The 16,807-nt window shown below is 43.2% G+C and carries 12 protein-coding genes and 1 pseudogene; 1 reads left to right on the top strand and 12 read right to left on the bottom strand.

Annotated elements, in window-relative coordinates:
* Positions 1–104 precede the first annotated feature (104 nt).
* Entirely contained in the window at positions 105–1,538 is a 1,434-nt protein-coding gene (locus HCR03_RS02535) for a YfcC family protein (protein ID WP_066650441.1), read from the top strand.
* Between the two features lie 661 nt (positions 1,539–2,199).
* Here the strand turns inward: HCR03_RS02535 and istB are convergent.
* From istB to HCR03_RS02475, 12 genes and pseudogenes are all read right to left on the bottom strand, one after another.
* Complete coding sequence (gene istB, locus HCR03_RS02530; protein WP_407926851.1) at positions 2,200–2,973, bottom strand: IS21-like element helper ATPase IstB; 774 nt, start codon at positions 2,971–2,973, stop codon at positions 2,200–2,202.
* Position 2,974: 1 nt separating this feature from the next.
* Positions 2,975–4,190, bottom strand: a pseudogene (gene istA / locus HCR03_RS02525) (IS21 family transposase).
* A 223-nt stretch (positions 4,191–4,413) separates the two neighbouring features.
* Positions 4,414–5,712 (bottom strand): ABC transporter permease family protein, encoded by a 1,299-nt coding sequence (locus HCR03_RS02520; protein ID WP_187036547.1) that lies wholly within the window; start codon positions 5,710–5,712, stop codon positions 4,414–4,416.
* 34 nt (positions 5,713–5,746) lie between these two features.
* Positions 5,747–7,189, bottom strand: a complete 1,443-nt coding sequence (locus HCR03_RS02515) for a S8 family serine peptidase (RefSeq protein WP_187036545.1) — start codon at positions 7,187–7,189, stop codon at positions 5,747–5,749.
* 13 nt (positions 7,190–7,202) lie between these two features.
* On the bottom strand, positions 7,203–9,029 hold the full coding sequence (locus HCR03_RS02510; RefSeq protein ID WP_187036543.1) for an ABC transporter ATP-binding protein: 1,827 nt from the start codon (positions 9,027–9,029) through the stop codon (positions 7,203–7,205).
* Positions 9,026–9,694, bottom strand: coding sequence for an ABC transporter ATP-binding protein (locus tag HCR03_RS02505; RefSeq protein ID WP_187036540.1), 669 nt, complete (start codon positions 9,692–9,694; stop codon positions 9,026–9,028). Before HCR03_RS02505 ends, HCR03_RS02510 begins: the two co-directional genes overlap by 4 nt.
* A gap of 24 nt (positions 9,695–9,718) precedes the next feature.
* A complete protein-coding gene (locus HCR03_RS02500) occupies positions 9,719–11,548 on the bottom strand; it encodes an ABC transporter permease (RefSeq protein ID WP_187036538.1) in 1,830 nt (609 codons plus the stop codon).
* A 446-nt stretch (positions 11,549–11,994) separates the two neighbouring features.
* Entirely contained in the window at positions 11,995–12,261 is a 267-nt protein-coding gene (locus tag HCR03_RS02495; protein WP_187036536.1) for a hypothetical protein, read from the bottom strand.
* 24 nt (positions 12,262–12,285) lie between these two features.
* Positions 12,286–13,392, bottom strand: coding sequence for a P-loop NTPase family protein (locus HCR03_RS02490; protein ID WP_187036534.1), 1,107 nt, complete (start codon positions 13,390–13,392; stop codon positions 12,286–12,288).
* Complete coding sequence (gene ccpM, locus HCR03_RS02485) at positions 13,389–14,837, bottom strand: Cys-rich peptide radical SAM maturase CcpM (RefSeq protein ID WP_187036531.1); 1,449 nt, start codon at positions 14,835–14,837, stop codon at positions 13,389–13,391. The genes HCR03_RS02490 and ccpM overlap by 4 nt, the downstream gene beginning before the upstream one ends.
* A gap of 298 nt (positions 14,838–15,135) precedes the next feature.
* A complete protein-coding gene (locus HCR03_RS02480) occupies positions 15,136–15,465 on the bottom strand; it encodes a plasmid mobilization protein (protein WP_187036529.1) in 330 nt (109 codons plus the stop codon).
* Between the two features lie 381 nt (positions 15,466–15,846).
* On the bottom strand, positions 15,847–16,686 hold the full coding sequence (locus HCR03_RS02475) for a helicase RepA family protein (protein WP_456236869.1): 840 nt from the start codon (positions 16,684–16,686) through the stop codon (positions 15,847–15,849).
* Positions 16,687–16,807 lie beyond the last annotated feature (121 nt).

The raw sequence follows: 16,807 nt of genomic DNA, 5'->3' as shown, positions 1-16,807 counted from the left end.
TGAATATTGACAAATGTTTGAGTAGGTTTTAATATAACGTTATAATATGTATACAGACGTTATATTACTGTATGCTCTGAAGACATCATTAGAGGAGGATTTACATGTTGACATTGAGAAAGAAAATTGGACTACCCCATGTTTACACGATTGCATTTATGCTGATCATTTTAGCTGCAATCATGACGTGGGTGATACCCAGCGGACAGTTTGATCACAAAATGGTTTCTACAGCCGCAGGAGAGCGTGAAGTCGCCATCGCCGGCACGTATCATCAAATTGATAAGGTAGACGCTGATGGTAACGACATGCGTCAGAGTTTTGCTGACATACTGATGGCTCCTACCCGCGGAATTCAGGATGCCAGCGACGTAGTGGCATTTGTGCTGCTGATTGGAGGCGCGTTTGCCCTTGTAAACAAGACGAATGCCATCAACGCCGGGATGAGCCGCGTCATTAAAAAAATGAAAGGGAAAGATATTCTCATTATTCCCGTCGCCATGATCTTATTCAGTGTCGGTGGTACTACATTCGGCATGTCGGAAGAAGCATTGCCGTTTTACACGATTTTCATACCTATCATCATGGGGCTTGGATATGACTCTATGACTGCCTTTATGGTGGTTTTTCTCGGTCCGCAAATGGGGTATATCGGTTCAACCGTAAACCCCTTCAACGTGCTAATTTCTCAGGGAATCGCAAACATTTCGGGCAATCCGCAGCTATGGTTCCGTTTTATTCAATACGTGATTTTCACCGCGATAGGTATTATCTGGGTTATGAGATATGCCAGAAAAGTGAAAAAAAACCCCGCATCTTCCATTACTTATCAAGACGATATTATAAAGCGCAAAGATTTTTCCGTCATGGAAAGCGATGCTGCAGAGATTCCCTTCACATTGCGGCAAAAGCTTGTTCTCATTGTATTTGCCTGCGGGATGGGCATTATAGTCTGGGGATTGATCACCAAAGGCTGGTATATGGATGAAATCAGCATGGTGTTTTTGGGGATTGGCTTGCTTTCCGGAATTGTAGGCGGCTTGACCGAAAAAGAGATGGCCGAAGAATTTGTAAAGGGCATGAGCGAGTTTGTTTATGCAGCAGTCATCATCGGTGTTGCCCGCGGAATTCTCGTAGTAGCCGACGGCGGTATGATTGTCGATACCATTCTGAATTCTCTGGCGAATTTGCTGGCCGGCGTTCCTGTGGCGGTGTTTACAACCCTGATGTATTTAGCTCAAGGACTGTTAAGTCTGCTGGTCCCCTCCTCCTCGGGCCTTTCCGCTTTGACGATTCCCGTTATGGCGCCTCTTACCGATTTAATGGGCGTTAATCCGGAAGCGGCCGTAACCGCTTTGTGCATTTCGAATCAGACGATCAATACCATTTCTCCCACCGCCGGAATGACGGTCGCCGGCCTTGCGGTCGCCAGGATCAGTTTCCCGCAATGGTGGAAAACCTGCTGGAAATTTATGATAGTCGTGATTCTGCTCGGCATCGGTTTCACAGCGATTTCCGGAATGCTGCCAATGGCATAACCGTTTCTCATTGGTTTCCGAAAACCTTATGCTCCGCCATGGTTGCAAGCCGTTGACTGTGCTCTTAACCAGAAAGTAGACCAGGCGCTGACATAACGCGGTTATGCCTTTCCATCTTCAGTTTGGCCTTAGTCAGCGGTAAACAGCCAGTACGGAATATTTTGATTTAGGCAGCCAGAAATCTGGCTGCCTAATGAATTATAGCGGGCTATTCAATATCCGGGTATCCGGGCGGGCCATTGTGATTCGAACAGAGCACAGCATTCCCTGAAAGAACTCTTCTTTATTCAGCAATGAAACAAGCTGAAGAATTTTATACTAGCTTACCGTGAGAGCGGTCGGCTTATTCCCACTCGCTCACTTTAGGCGAAGCTTAAACAACTCTGTTTAGCATATATAGCTTTGCGTATTCTGATTCCATAAGATATTCATATTGGAAGGGCTTACTGATTTTTGGTTGCCAAAAAGTTGCCAAATTAAATACCCATTATAAGGATATAATAAGATAAACTACATCAAAGTCCAGAATCCTTTTCGTTCTCTCCAGCACGGTATTAATCCTTATCAGAAATCATTCCACTCAACTCTGTCAACGCCGGAACTTTTTTGACCCAAAACGCCGGTCGGAAATGACCCATATCGCCGGTTACATGAGCGCCAGTCACAGTACCGCCGGAATGTCCACCGGCGGTACTGTCTGAACGCCAGCTTTGAGCCGATCTTTCAGCCGGTAGGTCTGCCCGCGGATATTGATCACGTGAGCATGATGCAACAGTCTGTCGAGCAGGGCCGTGGCAATGACGGTGTCGCTAAGCAGCTCACCCCAGTCGCTGAAATACTTGTTGCTGGTCAGGATGATGCTGCCATGCTCGTACCGTTCGGATACCAGCCGAAAGAAAAGCTCAGCCTCCTGGCGGTTTAGCTGCATGTACCCAACCTCGTCAATCACGAGGATAGCCGGACGCAGATAGACCCGCCAGCGCCTCTCGAGTCGGTTCTGCTCCAATGCGCGCTTGAGATCCTCAATGAGGCGCGCCAGACTGGTGTAGTAAACCGTAAGACCGGCTTTCAGAGCTTTCATGGAGATGCCGACCGCCAAATGGGTTTTGCCGACGCCAGGCGGCCCCAGTAGGATAATATTCTCGGCGCGGGCAGCGAAAGCCAAAGTGGCCAGTTCGTCGATCTGCCGTTTGTCGATGGAAGGCTGAAAACTGAAGTCGAATTCCTCCAGACTTTTTCGGTGCGGGAGACGTGCCAGCTTTATCCGCATTTTCTCTCCCTTCCGGTCGCGCTCCTGCTGCTCGGAGGTCAAAAGCTCGTCCAAAAACTGAGCATAGGTGTGTTCTGCATGCAGCGACCGTTCCATCTGTGAATCCAACAGCGTCGCAGCGGTTTCAAGTCCCATGTTGCTGAGCAATTCCCGGGCGTGCTCCAGTTCAACCATGAGAAACACCTCCCAGCAGCTGATCATAAATGCTTAGCTTGCGTACTTCCACGGTGCCATTCTGCTTGATGGCGCACGGAAAAGACGTGGGAATGCCGTTTCTCTCCGCGAGACCATTGTACTGCCCCTGCAGGAAAACAACGTTGCCAGAACGGTACTGCGCTTTGTGCTTTGCCAGCAGCACCTCCCCGCAGTAGATTTCCAGATAACCGGCGCACAACCGGACACGAACTTCCTTGCCACTGTACTGCCATGGCACGCCGTAACGGACACCGTCGAAACTGACCATCCCGTCGCGGGTCACGATCCGTGTCTCCCAACGGTATTTGTCCAAGGTCTCCTGCGGCGGAAGCTCCCGTAAGTCCTCCTTTTCCAACTCCTGCATCGGGATTTTACCGGTTGTGTGATGGACTTTTTCGTCGGCCTGCCGGCACCAGCAAAGCGCCTGACGGTTCAGGTCTTCCAGATTCTCAAACTGTCTGCCGGGCAAAAAGTTGTCTTTCACATACCGCACGAGACGTTCCACTTTGCCTTTGGTCTGCGGAGAACGGATGCGGCACACCTTCGGCACGAACCCCAACTCAGTGGCGAAATCCGCGAAACGCGTGTTCCAAATGGGCTTCCCGGCTTCCCGCCCCGTCACGACGGTTTTCATGTTGTCGGTAAGCACATTCTCCGGCATGCCGCCGAAGTATGAGAATGCGTTGACGATGCACCTCTCCAGACTGCTCAGGTCGCACCGGGGTGAATTCCGCGTATTTCACGCGGGATTTCCCCAGAATCATCACGAACACCGGCACCTTGTGAAGTATTCCGCTGCTGTCCGTGTAATGACAAATACCCCAATCCATCTGTGCCTGCTTTCCCGCCGGCGTTTCATAGCGCCGTACGGCAGGCAGTGCTTTTGCTGGACGGTACGGATGCACATACTCTTTGAGAATGGTAATCCCGCCATCGTAACCGGCTGCCTGCAACCGTTCCAGCAGAACCACGCAGTTAAAGATGCCCTGATCCATGAACTCGTGAAGCTGCGGTTTGTACGCATCCAACTTGGAAAAACGGTTTGTCTCCGGCGGTGAGCTTTCCTTACGCTCTATGTACTTGCGGGCGGTGTTCTTGGATATCCCGAGCTCCTTACCGATGGCGTAGGCGCTTTTCCCGCCCTGTGCTTTTTCCCGTATCATGTGTATCATTCCACTCCTTAACATCCGGCCTACCTCCATGGCGTTTCTTTATGCCATGGTAGCCGTTATTCTTGAGTGGGTCAATTCCGCCGGCGATCTCGGTCAATTATACTCCGGCGATAACAACTCTTAGGGGTTTGGAATAGATCTGTTCCTATCCATATCCTGTTGCTGCTCTGAATTCTGGCAAAAGTAAAATTTTGCTTTCAGAACAAGTCGAGTTTAAAAAGATACTAATTTTTTGCTACTATTCTTTGACTTGTAATAAATCAAGTGGCTTGCGTCGAATAAGCGAAACAGTGCTGAATAAAACTCCACTCAAGCATCCCCCGAAATAAGCTCCTGTGCAACCGATCACAGACCAAATCATCTGTTCGATATTTGGGCATAGAACAATAAATGCTGCCAATCCGAACAATATTCCTAACGAGCACAGAAATAACTGCTCCACACATAAACCAACACACATACGCGTCTTTGTTGCACCTAGGGCCCGCATGATAGCAGCTTCCTTCGCACATTGTAATAAAAGCAGGATAGTCAATGCCATCGAAATCAATGCCGATATGGTAATCGTAACTGGGAACAGCACATTGAGCAACGAAAGATTTTTCTCAAGCGGTTGCAGCACCTGACGCAGTTGTTCATCCCAAAGTACGAAATTCAGCGGCTCAAAGCCAGAACTTGGCATTGCCATCAAGTTTTTCATATCCATGCGAAATTTTGACATCTCTCGGTTATGATTCGGCTTTAACGTAAATCTTGCAACCGCATAGCAAAATCCTCCATCCGTGAAAGCTTCTAGCGACGAAGAAGGCAACAAAATAGGCATATTGTCCCACGCGGTCAAAAGCGAACCCTGATATTGCCCGGCAACAATACAATTCATTTGAACTGCTTTCATTTGATTGTTACTTATAATTATCATATGATCACCGGGTTTCAATTTCAGTTGAAGCATGTCATTCACGGAGATCAAAATAGGGACTTCCTGATTAATTGGCCAGTTCTTGGTGAAGAGTGATTCGTTCCATCCGTGTGCGTAATTTACTTTGAGATTTTTCCCGGTATCGGAAAAAAAAATCTTTGGCTGGTTAAAAGCATGCAGCGCAGGGTTGTATAAGAAAGCTTCATGGTCTGAAGCATTACTATGTTGTTTTGCAAAGGCTTTTGCTGCCCGTGCAGTTTCTTCCAGATAGGAGCTTTTGACAAAGCCGCTATTTAAAACCGTTCCCACAGTATCCGGTTTTATTACGCCGCCTCCCCCACCAGAATAGTAAACAGACATATCGCTTGAAACAATTTCGGCATCTACCGATATGCTTTTATACATCCGATCTATTTCAGACTTGTCATTTACAATTGTCCAATTCATCCAACCCATTGCCAAAATGAAACACGTCGCAACTATAATCGTCAATATGGATTTAAAACCGGAACGGCGAATATGTCGGAACGCAAAACGTGCCAACGCAGCAGCTGGAAATTTTCTGGTTGCGTTCGGCACTTTCTTCATGTGAGTTGCGACGTATACATTTTTTCCCATTCTTTCGTCCTCCGCAAAAGGTATTTTTCGATCTTTAGGCATGAAAATAATTAAGAATTTTTTCATATACCTTTAAAACATCATTTTCCTCCAAGGGGACTGAAACGACACTCCAATTAGAATCATTTACTTCATTGTAACTGTTTCCACAAAGCACGAAGTATGTATCTTCAGCTTTTCCAAGGTTTAGACAAACAGTTTGCAAGCAACAGACAATAATATCTGGATTATATTCCAAAGAGATATTTTTCAACATCTGAAGCGAAAAGTTTACATTGGAAATATAGCACATCCCATACAAATATGAATATCGATGATTGGATAAACAGATACATTGATATCCGGCGTGCATAAAGCACTTTTTTAGTTGACAAGCACACTCTACTGCATCTAAATTGCATCCATAAACAAAAACGATTGGGCAAATTTCTTTCTTTAATTCCTGTTGACTATTTTTCCAATCCATATTTTGAGAAAAAAAGTCACTAAATTGTTCATTCCAAATAAGTCTATCTCCAATTTTCACATTAGGGCATGGCAACTTAACGCTGCCATATAAAAGACTTGCAGAAATGTCCGCATTTAATAAAAATAGTTGCAGACCCAAAGTATCAAGGTGTTGCACTGGAGGCAAATAAATCAAATCATGCTTTTGAGAAATGATATCTTCCCAGTTCTTAAATTCATCAAATTCATTTACGCAATGAAAGAAAAAGTGTTGTGTTAGTAATGGATATTTTGCTGGGTTTATCAAAATAGCATCTTCGATGAAATCCGGTCTTGTAAATTTTGGAAGTTTTTGGCTATGAGTCATTGCCAAGTAAAGCCTTCCTAATGATACTGGAAAGGTACGATTCTGAGTGAGTATATTATGTATAACTGCTGTTATTGTGGGAGCTGCATAGCTATTACAAACAGGAGTCATCCATGTGTTTCCTGACGGAAGATTTAATAGATGACGTGATGAAGCGCTAAAGGAAAACCCATCAAAAGCACGATTGTTACAGTAAGAGCAATCAGATAAAGCTGCATCTGCTACTACACTGAATACTCCATTAAGACAAGCAGGTAAAGAATAAGATCTTCTATTACTGTGGGCTGCAATAACAATCTGCCCTTGATGTAGTAATTTAGCAGTCACAGTTCTGATCTTCGAAAAATCATTTAGCATACTGGAGCCGACGCTCAAATGTATAATCGGTACTTTTCTAACTAGGCACCAAGTAAGCGCTGAAACAAGTTGATCGCACGAAGCTTGAAGACTTGCATCGTGAAAGATTCGTAAACTGCAATATTCAGCTTTTGGAGCATATTTAGTGATGATTTGAGCGCAAGTTGTCCCATGATTTGTGAGAATTCTGTCTGTTGAGGCCCTCACATGGATGTTTCCATCTCTCTCTACTGAGTAGTCATATCGAACCACATTAAGAGGAAGCATAGATGACTCGATTCCATCGTCAATTAAAGCAATCAACATTGAAATGCCTTTCCTATTTTTGCTTAATCTGATATTTTTCTCGTTGATACTGGAAAAGCTCAGCATATCGACATTTATTCTTTAACAATTGTTCTTGTGTACCATCTTCTATGACTTTACCATTTTCGAGTACGATAATCCTGTCAGCAAGAGAAATGTTAGAAAGGCGGTGCGAAGTAAAAATTGTCATTTTTCCATCAGTTAACGCTTGAAGAGATTCAAAAATGTCATGCTCCGCTTTTGGATCAAGATTAGAAGACGGCTCATCCAAAATCAAGGCTGTACAACGACGGAACAGGGTCCTTGCAAGGGCCAACTTCTGATGCTGGCCTCCAGATAATTCAATCCCGTCCGGATCAAAGACGCGAGTTATGCTGGTAGACATGCCTTTGGACGCTTTTTGTATAATGTCATCGCAACAACTACTTTGCAAAGCACTAAGAATGTGAATTTCATCCAGTTGTTGGCTACTATCCGCAATGGTTATATTTTCTTGCAACGTGAAACAATAATTGTTCATATCTTGAAAATATACGCTGAAATTTGTGCGTAAACTACTTAAACTATATTCACGTATATCAATGCCATTAATTTTTATTACCCCACACGACGGTTCATACATTCTTAAGAGAAGTTTTATCAATGTTGATTTTCCTGATCCGTTTAACCCTACGAGAGCAACTTTTTCATTATGACTTAAAAGAAAGCTTAGATCATCCAATACTTTTGTCTGGGTTCCGGGGTAAGTGAAACTAACATGTTCAAATTCAATAGAATTCACCGTATCAAGGGCTTTGGTACCGGTATTATTAATATGACTTTCAAATTTTTCCAAAGTCCTAAGATTCGCAATACGCAACCGACCATCATAAATTTGCATGACAGATAAGGAAAGAGTTGATATAGCAGCTAAAAGCTGGCTGATCAGACCTGTGTACAAAGAATAATCGCCTACAGTAGCAAAACCTTTTACAATTTTAAAAGCAATATCCATTCCAATGGCAACTGAGAGTATTTCCGGTACACAATCTAATAGTGCAGTAAAAACAGTTCGTTTTCGGTTAACTCTTTTTTGCTTTGTAAAAAGTTCCTGCCATATTCTTTGATATTTATTTTTTAACAGTGGCCCTGCATTAAACAACCGTAAATCCTGCGCATAGTGTTTATCAACAGCAATGCTCTGAAAATAACTTTTTTTCCGTTCACCATTCAATTGTTCTATGCTTAACTGATAAAGTGATTTTGTATATTTAGCTGCTGCAATAGCTGATGGGATTGATGCGAAAGACAATATAATTCCGTAATAAAAATCAGCTCCGCACAATATTACAAACGTGCTCACGAAAGAAACGAAAGCGCTGACACAAGAGATTGCATTCCATAACAGGTGAACAATAGTAGAAGAATCTCTAGTAGCAGCTAAAAGCTTATCATGATAGTCAGGATTATCGAAATATTCCAAGTCGGCAGTCAGCGACCGATCCATAATCATGAGAGCAATTCTTTCATTGAGAATATTGTCATGCATAGACTGGGCATATTGCGTGATTTTTGTACTAAGTACTTGAATCAGAGAAACCGCTAAAATACAGGTAAATAAAAAAAACAGGGCTCGGTACTGTACCTTAGCAGACCGCATTTGAGCGCCTGTTAAAAAATCGATCAGATATTTTCCGAGAAAAGACGTCAGTATCAATAGAAACGGCGAAAGTATTTGCAAACCGATTCTTATAATCGTATAATATTTTGACGCATCCCACGATAATCTGATGCAATACAGAATCGTCTGCAAAAACTCTGAAAAATTCTTTAGCTTTTTCGATTTCATGGAAACGTTCACACTGTCTTTTCCTGAAATACTCCGTCGCTCATCCGCCACACCTGGTCGGAGGCTTCTGCGATAGAAAGATCGTGAGTGACCACAATTACACAGTATGCGTTTTCATGTGCCAGACGGCGCAGAATATCCATAACTCGTTTCCCATTATCTACATCCAAATTTCCGGTAGGTTCGTCTGCCAGTATAATCTGCGCACCGGAAGCCAAGGCTCTGGCAATCGCCACACGTTGCTGCTCCCCTCCTGAAAGATTCGAAGGAAAGCGTTTCTGCTTTTCATCCGCAATTTCCACTGAAGTCAGAAGTTCCTTGGCACGTTTTTTTGCCTGTGCAACTGGCACATTGTTCATTTCCATCGGGTAACAAACGTTTTCAAGAACTGTGAGCAAAGGAAATAATTGAAAAGCTTGAAAAATCATTGACGTCCTTTCTCGACGGTAGCGATCCTGATCGAGCATTTTCAGATCTTCACCATCAACAAGTACTTTTCCTGACGAGGGCTGATCCAGCCCGGCCATAATGGAAAGAAGAGTCGTTTTTCCGCTGCCGGAAGGACCTACAACGGCATACAGTTTCCCACCTTCAAACGTGCAGGAAACATCGTTCAGCGCAAGGCGCTCCCCATTCTTATAGCGGTAGCTCACATGCTCAAGCGTCAATTCAGACATACGGCTTTCCTCCTGTATTTTGGATTAATGCCTCAATTTGCGGCTTTTTCTGTTTCCCGTGCCGCCCCGTGAAGTGCCCTGTAGCAATTCAAGTACTGGGCGCCTGCTTACCGAAAATGTCCCGATCCAAGTGAAGAAGACAAGCAGCACCAGAATACAACTGCACAACAGAAACATCCAGCCAATGGGTAAGCTGGCGGGAGCTACCGCCGCGCTAGCTGTTGTTTGCAGACCTGCTAAGGACTTTGACGCCGCCTTGAACGCATAATTCCACCCAATTGCTCCACCAAGGAATATTCCAACAATCCCCAGCAAGATGAATGGCCATGCCATTTGGAAAGCCGCTGAACGGCAGGGCTTTCCAAGTGCACGCTGAATGGCAAACTCTTTGCGCCGCGGGCGCAAGTACAGAAAAACCGACAGTCCGAAAGCCAGCAGCAGCACCACGCAGAAAACCACGGCGCTGAGCAGCGTGGAAAACTTCAGTGAATCGGCGGAAGACCAGAAGTTTGCTGAACCGTTATCCATAAAGGTAACGGTCATGCCCATCGCGGCAAGTTTATTGCGATCTTCCGCGAGAAAAGCGTCTTTATCGCGGTAAGACTTCAACACAAAACTGTAATTAGAAAAGTAAAGTTCGTTTTTCGTTTCACCGTATCCGGCCGGCAAACAGGAATCCGGGATATAAAGCGCATTAGTATATATCGTAAGTGGATAATTCTCGCTCAAAAATCCATATAATCCAACAATTTTGAAAGTTTCTAAATAAGTTTTTTCAGTTTTCCACGACTTCCAATCATCTCCAGCAATAATATACCCCCATGCATTTTGTTTGAGATCTCTCATTTTTAGTGTTATCGAGCTTCCTACAGAGAGGCCGCGCAATTTTGCAAAACTGCTGTTAACTACGCACACGCGGTTAGCTTTCAAATCGTCTTCCCGGTCCAGCCAGCGTCCCTGCACCAGATAAAGCTGTTTGGCAGATTCCTGTGTATCCGGCATAGTGCTCATATCTTTTGTTCCCCGAACATCCATGGCATGCTGATTTTCCCGCAATACATCCAAGTCATTCTTGAACTCTTTCAGCTCCGGTATATTGAAATCAACTGTTTTTCCCGGTTCTACCGGCAGGACCCAAAGTCCGCTGTCAGTCAACGGTTTCCATGTCAGCCAGTCGCCTGCATTCTTATTCCAGGAAGCAACTATGGGATTGCGCCATGGATCAAAATATGCTCTAATCAAATATTCTTTTCCCTCTTTGAGAGAATCGAAAGTTGTATTCACTTCGCCTGCTTTTTTCGGCACGTAGGAAAGCTTAATCGTTTTGTCCTCTTCCACATATTCCGGATATCCCGCCACGACTTTATTTACCCGGAAGGTAAGATAGTATTCCTCTGCAGAATTTTTATTTCCAGTCTCAGGGGACACATGAACCTTAAAAAGCAATTTAGCATATGCAATCACGTCGCTAACATGAATACCGAGTTGTACCTCTTTCACTGGGCCCTTATTGTCGTCCACTTCATTCTTATCGCTCATAGCTCCATCTGCATCCGCATTATAAAGCCCTCCTTGAAGTACACCGGAACAATACCTACGCCGGTCTTCCAAAACTACATAAGGACTTTTTGAAACCAATCCCGCACCCTTAAAAACGTTGCCGTCTTTATTGCCTGTCTGTAACGAGCCAATTGTATGGTAATAGGTGCCAAGCGCATTCGTCTTTTCCCGGATCAATAAGTACTCCGTCACCTGGGAAACGGCCGCGAAGGAAATCAGCCCGGTCAGCAGAAACAAAAGCAGCGCGCGAAACGGCTGGCGCGTCAGTGATTTTAAGAAAACGTTCGGTTTCATATTTTCTGCCTCCTGGAAACTGATCCTTATTTCTGTATTTTTATAAAACGCGGTGACGTCTTAAAGTATTAAGGCGTCGCCGTGTTGCAAGTTACCTACCCCTGGAATTCTGAACGAACAGAACCATGCTACAACTGCTTTTTATGATGCATGCAGGTTAGCTACTGAACCAGTGTGTAAAGATGAAGATGAATATCTTGAAGTATAGGTACTATTCTTTGTGTCGTTTGCTGTACTTTGGAACAGTGAAGCATTACTGCATCCACAACCACAATAACAGTCACAACTACACAAAGAATTCATGCACGCACAAACGGCATACGCTTCAACGGAATTTGATTGGGACGACTGTTTCTTTAAAATAGCCATCTTTTGAACCTCCTTTAAAATATGGGGTAGGAAGTTGTAGTCGTGTAATAAGACTAGCGAGATTTGCAATGGATTATCTAACTAACATATCGCTGAACAATTTCTGATATTTTATTAATTGAAGAAAACGCATAGTCCTCTAAATCGCTACTATTGATATGGATATGATAAACCTTCTCGACTTCAAAGAACAAATACGTCAAATCAACACCGGAAAAATGAAAAACATTTCCCGTCAACGGCTGACTCCAATATTCCAGGTTCAAGTATGAATTGGGGATATCGAATTTTTCATATAAAATATTTATAACCATTTTCCGAATTTCAGTACTTTCACCGTTCACTTTCAACTCCTCTTTTCATTTTTTTCAAATAGTCATAATCTCACATAAATATTGATATAATGCCTCTCCCTGATCATCCACAACATTGAACAATGGGATGGAAGACCCTTTGCTCTGATTCATAATCTGTTGCCGAACAGTTTTTAAATCGGCATGGATATAGGAAATTTGATGCGTTTGTATGAGATTCAGTGAATCGATAATCAAATTGCTGACATGAGCAGCATGAATTGGACAACCTAACCGATATGTAAAATCTGCGCTGAGTGCATCCAAAAAATTTCCAACCGCCAATTCACAAGGCACACAACAAATAAAATAATCTGGATCAATGGCCTGACAAAGCATGTAGGAATGTATGCCAAAACCATTTAGCGCAAAATCATTGTACCGTATCACCGCGTCCGGAGCTTCCATCAAAATTACATCGGGCCTTTCGTCGTCCTGAATCCCGTGAAGAATAAAATTAAGTTCCGAGATTTTTTGAGATTCTGTTAAATCATGCTTTTGAAAGATAGGGGTTATATTATGAAATCCAAATATATCTGCGAGAGGGCTGTTTGTAATGACACTGGGAAATGTTCCGCTTTTCCGGAACTCAGATGCCAGATGGAGTAAAACTTCAAGGGTATCCGCTTCCTCCACCAACCCACCCACAAGGATGACTGGAACATTGAAATGATAATAGGTACTGCGATCCGCATTGTCGCATGAAACCGGTTTCTGTAAATTACCCATATGAGTCTCTATCTTATCAGGATAAATATTCTGCAAAATACGGATATATTCCGGAATTGAGCTACACTCATTATCAAACATGGCGACACTTTTATTGGATTGAATAGCTTTTTTTATGACATTTTCCAGCAATTCATCGCTGATACTCTCGCTGCCAACCGTTTTAATAACAAAAAGGACTTCCCATTCAGGAGTAGAAAAATCACAATCCGAATCGACATTCATCCCAACAGTAATTTGATTCGACGCATAACCGGCATCCTTGCCAATTAATCCAAAACCAGGAGGTGAAATCAATCTCTTCAATGCATATTTTGACTGTAATTCTTCAAATGTTTTGACAATCGGCAACAGCTGAGAACAATAAGGATACAACGCAACCGGTATTCTCATGCTACAGTTCCTTCTTTCCTTACCAAACGAGTCTGATCAGCATAGAAAAAAGGCAGTTCTCTGAAAAGAAGATATTGTCTCAACTTGCTGTAAGCCATATCCTTTGATTCCTGACAAAATGATAGTTTTGCATCGCCCGATAATTCCGAAGCTCCTACGTCACACTTCTTTGCGCAAATTGTGCAATAACGAAAGCACCAGCAATTTTTACAAGTCTTTTCTGTTAGCTTGGCAATATTTAACAAGTGGTCGGTTTGCTCAAAATCAAAGCCCTTATCCAATCTTCCGATACACATTGCAGGCGATTTTTCACTCACGCGCTCACATGGGAAAAATCGTCCTGATGTATCAATAAATAAACGCATTTGTCCAGGTACACAAGGTCCGGAAGGCGCATCAATTTTTCGTAACCCGCGAACAGCATCAAATTTTACATTATCGGCAATTGTCGAAGCAATTGTATGATACACAATTGGCGAAACTTTGCTTTTAGGGAACCGATTCAATGCAGAAAGGATTGATAAAAAGCGCTGGTATTCAAATTTGTATGTATAAGCCTCGGAAAACTCTGTTTCTTTCCCATCATATTCTTGATCGACAATTGACGCCATGATGTTCAGCTGATTAATATCATGACCTTCTAAACAAATAGCATTAATACAATCAAAGTCATCCAACGGATCCATCACCATGCTGATTTGCAATTTTTCCGCATATTTTGGTGCTATCTCTCTCACCCGCGCGATATGATCCATTACTGTCTCGAAAGTGCCGCGGCCATCTGCAAAGACACGATTTTTATCATTGATTTCTTTTGGGCCATCCAAACTAATCATTAATGATACATCATGTTTCTCAAAATAACGTATGATCTCGTCAGTAAGTAAAGAGCCGTTCGTCGTAATATTAAACGTAAGTTTTTTACCGGAAAAAACACGTTCGGAATATTCCACAATTTGCTGAATAAAAGGAAACTCAAGTAATGGTTCCCCACCATAAAATCCTATATTTACGTCAGGGCTGTCTGCAGAATGAGCCAGCAGAAAATCGACAGCCTTTTTTGCTGTTTCCCAGCTCATTCGTTTATTAGAATGAGTACGCTGTTTCATATTATGCTCTTCTGAATAAACGCAATATTTACAGCGGAAATTGCAATTCTGGGTTAATTGAAGCGTTATTTTAGGCAATTTGCGATCCAAAAACGTCGAAATAAATTTTGAATATGGGTGACGTATTTCCTCCACTGAACTCTTGGTGGCAAGATAGCCACAGCCTTGCAATTTAGCTAATTCCTCTGGGATAGGTTCCGTCGATTTTTCACCGTTAAGCAAACGCTCCAAATATTGAAAAGAAGACTTTTGGACATTAACGAACTCATTTTTATTAACGTCAAAAAAATAATATCCATTTGGAGTACGGAATAATATTACAAACGGAATGCTCATTTTACTTTCCTCACTTCATAAAGCAAATATTAATCAGCAGTTACCTGAAAAATAAGCATAAGAAAACAGTAATGTGAAGGTCACGAAAATTTTCATATATACATTTGTGATAAGTAGAAAATAAAGTAGAACAATTATTCTGTATATTAATTTATAGTTTAGCACAATTTTCATTTATGTCAAGTTATATTATGTAATTTATGGCAGATTTATCTTTTGTCTGTTTTGCTTACATTTCATCATCTTAACCGATTTACAGCACTTTACTGACTACCTTGCTGGATCAAGGTGCTGTTTTTCATTTTCCATACAACCATTTGATTGACTTTTCAGCCTGATATAAAATTTTCATTGCCTCAGCCTCGAACTCGTGCACTACAGGCATGGATACTTCCCCGTATGTATTTGCCACTTTTGCTATCTGATTCAGGTTGTTACCGATTCTGCTTAAAGCGTCGATGAACTTCTGTAACTCCGTAAAATCTATGCGAATAATATACCCATCTAGCGCCATCTTCCGAAGGTAAGCGCTTTTATTTCTGATTCCCGCCTCCTGCATTTTCTTTTCTATGAATTCTGCCTCTTTCGGTGAAAGGAAAAACTTAATTTGAACATTTCTTTCCCGCATCTTTGCTCCGCCTCTTTTGTTTTCATAAACTGGGTCTTAGGGCACGGTCCCTAAAATTGGCAAATGTGTACACACTTGCAGTGCTCGCCAGTAGGGTTAGAATAGAATCAGCCTACGGCCTTGCTCCATTTTTGAGAGAAAATCCACCGGATCTTTCTCCCCGATTCTTCTGATTCACCCGCAATTGAATCTTTGAGAATTCCGACTTTCTCCGACTCCGGCAAATGGCACAAGTTTTGATCATCTCACCATTCACGACAACCCAGCCGCTCTTTCTAACCTCTCTCAAACCTCCCGTGACGATTGTGACGATGGTGTCGATGTTTGGAATATCGAACCTCCTATCTGAAACACCGTCACGACCGTCACCATCGTCACACTTTATTGCTTTTCCAATGTCAGGCAAATATTTCTGCCCGAATGATTTCGGCTACTTTCATAACGAACTCCATACTCTTGGAGTAATCTCTCGGCTTTTACATTCAACCGCAAGGTCAATGCGTTCGGCTTCATATCCAGCCTCAACTGGTTTACAAGTTCAGTTGGGGTTCCGTTCCAAACCTGATGTACTTCCGTCACAACCGAAGCGACCGCCTCCAATATGGGATCGGGTGGTTCACGCCATAATTCCGTTTCAGCTTTTTCCAGTATCCACGCTAATGTCTCCGGATCGCGCTTGAGATACAGGCGCTGATCCTGCTGGTCACGTCCGGATATATCCAGCGTAGCGTTGTTGCTCGTGCGCTTTTCCTTTTGCAATAGAAAAGCACCATCCGCCGCGCCCAGCAAACCGTTGGTGCCAGAAATCATATCGAATTGATCATTCGCTTGCTGCTTTCGGGTATGATGCACCAACAACAGACAAACACCGGAATCGTTTGCAAACTGTTTAAGTCTCGTGATAATTTCATAGTCGTTCGCGTAGCTATAAGAATCTCCGCCGATCTCTCGGATTTTCTGCAACGTATCAATAATAATCAGATTCGTCCCGGCATGCTCTTGCGTGAATCTCTGGAGCTGTTCTTCCAAGCCGTTTCCAAGTTGCCTTGCGGAAATAGAGAAGTAGAGATTTTCTGCGCTGGCTGTGCCAAACATCCGAAACAAACGCTCCTGCAGCCGTTTATAATCATCTTCAAGCGCCAGATATAACACTGTACCTTGTTTTACGGGAAATTTCCAGAGCGCTAGTCCCGTGCTGATGTGGTAAGCAAGCTGTGCCATGAAGAAACTCTTGCCGAGTTTCGGAGCACCCACAAACAGGTATGTACCTGGATAGAGCAACCCCGTCAATTAGCGGCGGTCGGCTCGAATATATTGTTTCATAAAGTTCGTTCATGGAAAC

The organism is Caproicibacter fermentans (assembly GCF_014303955.1).
Lineage (GTDB): Bacteria > Bacillota > Clostridia > Oscillospirales > Acutalibacteraceae > Caproicibacter > Caproicibacter fermentans.
This window is presented reverse-complemented; position numbering and strand designations above follow the sequence as displayed.

Excerpts from the sequence above, each read along its gene's own strand:
- HCR03_RS02535 (WP_066650441.1), top strand. The coding sequence starts at position 105 with ATGTTGACATTGAGAAAGAAAATTGGACTACCCCATGTTTACACGATT.
- HCR03_RS02520 (WP_187036547.1), bottom strand. The coding sequence starts at position 5,712 with ATGGGAAAAAATGTATACGTCGCAACTCACATGAAGAAAGTGCCGAAC.
- HCR03_RS02515 (WP_187036545.1), bottom strand. The coding sequence starts at position 7,189 with ATGTTGATTGCTTTAATTGACGATGGAATCGAGTCATCTATGCTTCCT.
- HCR03_RS02505 (WP_187036540.1), bottom strand. The coding sequence starts at position 9,694 with ATGTCTGAATTGACGCTTGAGCATGTGAGCTACCGCTATAAGAATGGG.
- HCR03_RS02500 (WP_187036538.1), bottom strand. The coding sequence starts at position 11,548 with ATGAAACCGAACGTTTTCTTAAAATCACTGACGCGCCAGCCGTTTCGC.
- HCR03_RS02490 (WP_187036534.1), bottom strand. The coding sequence starts at position 13,392 with ATGAGAATACCGGTTGCGTTGTATCCTTATTGTTCTCAGCTGTTGCCG.
- ccpM (WP_187036531.1), bottom strand. The coding sequence starts at position 14,837 with ATGAGCATTCCGTTTGTAATATTATTCCGTACTCCAAATGGATATTAT.
- HCR03_RS02480 (WP_187036529.1), bottom strand. The coding sequence starts at position 15,465 with ATGCGGGAAAGAAATGTTCAAATTAAGTTTTTCCTTTCACCGAAAGAG.
- HCR03_RS02475 (WP_456236869.1), bottom strand. The coding sequence starts at position 16,686 with ATGGCACAGCTTGCTTACCACATCAGCACGGGACTAGCGCTCTGGAAA.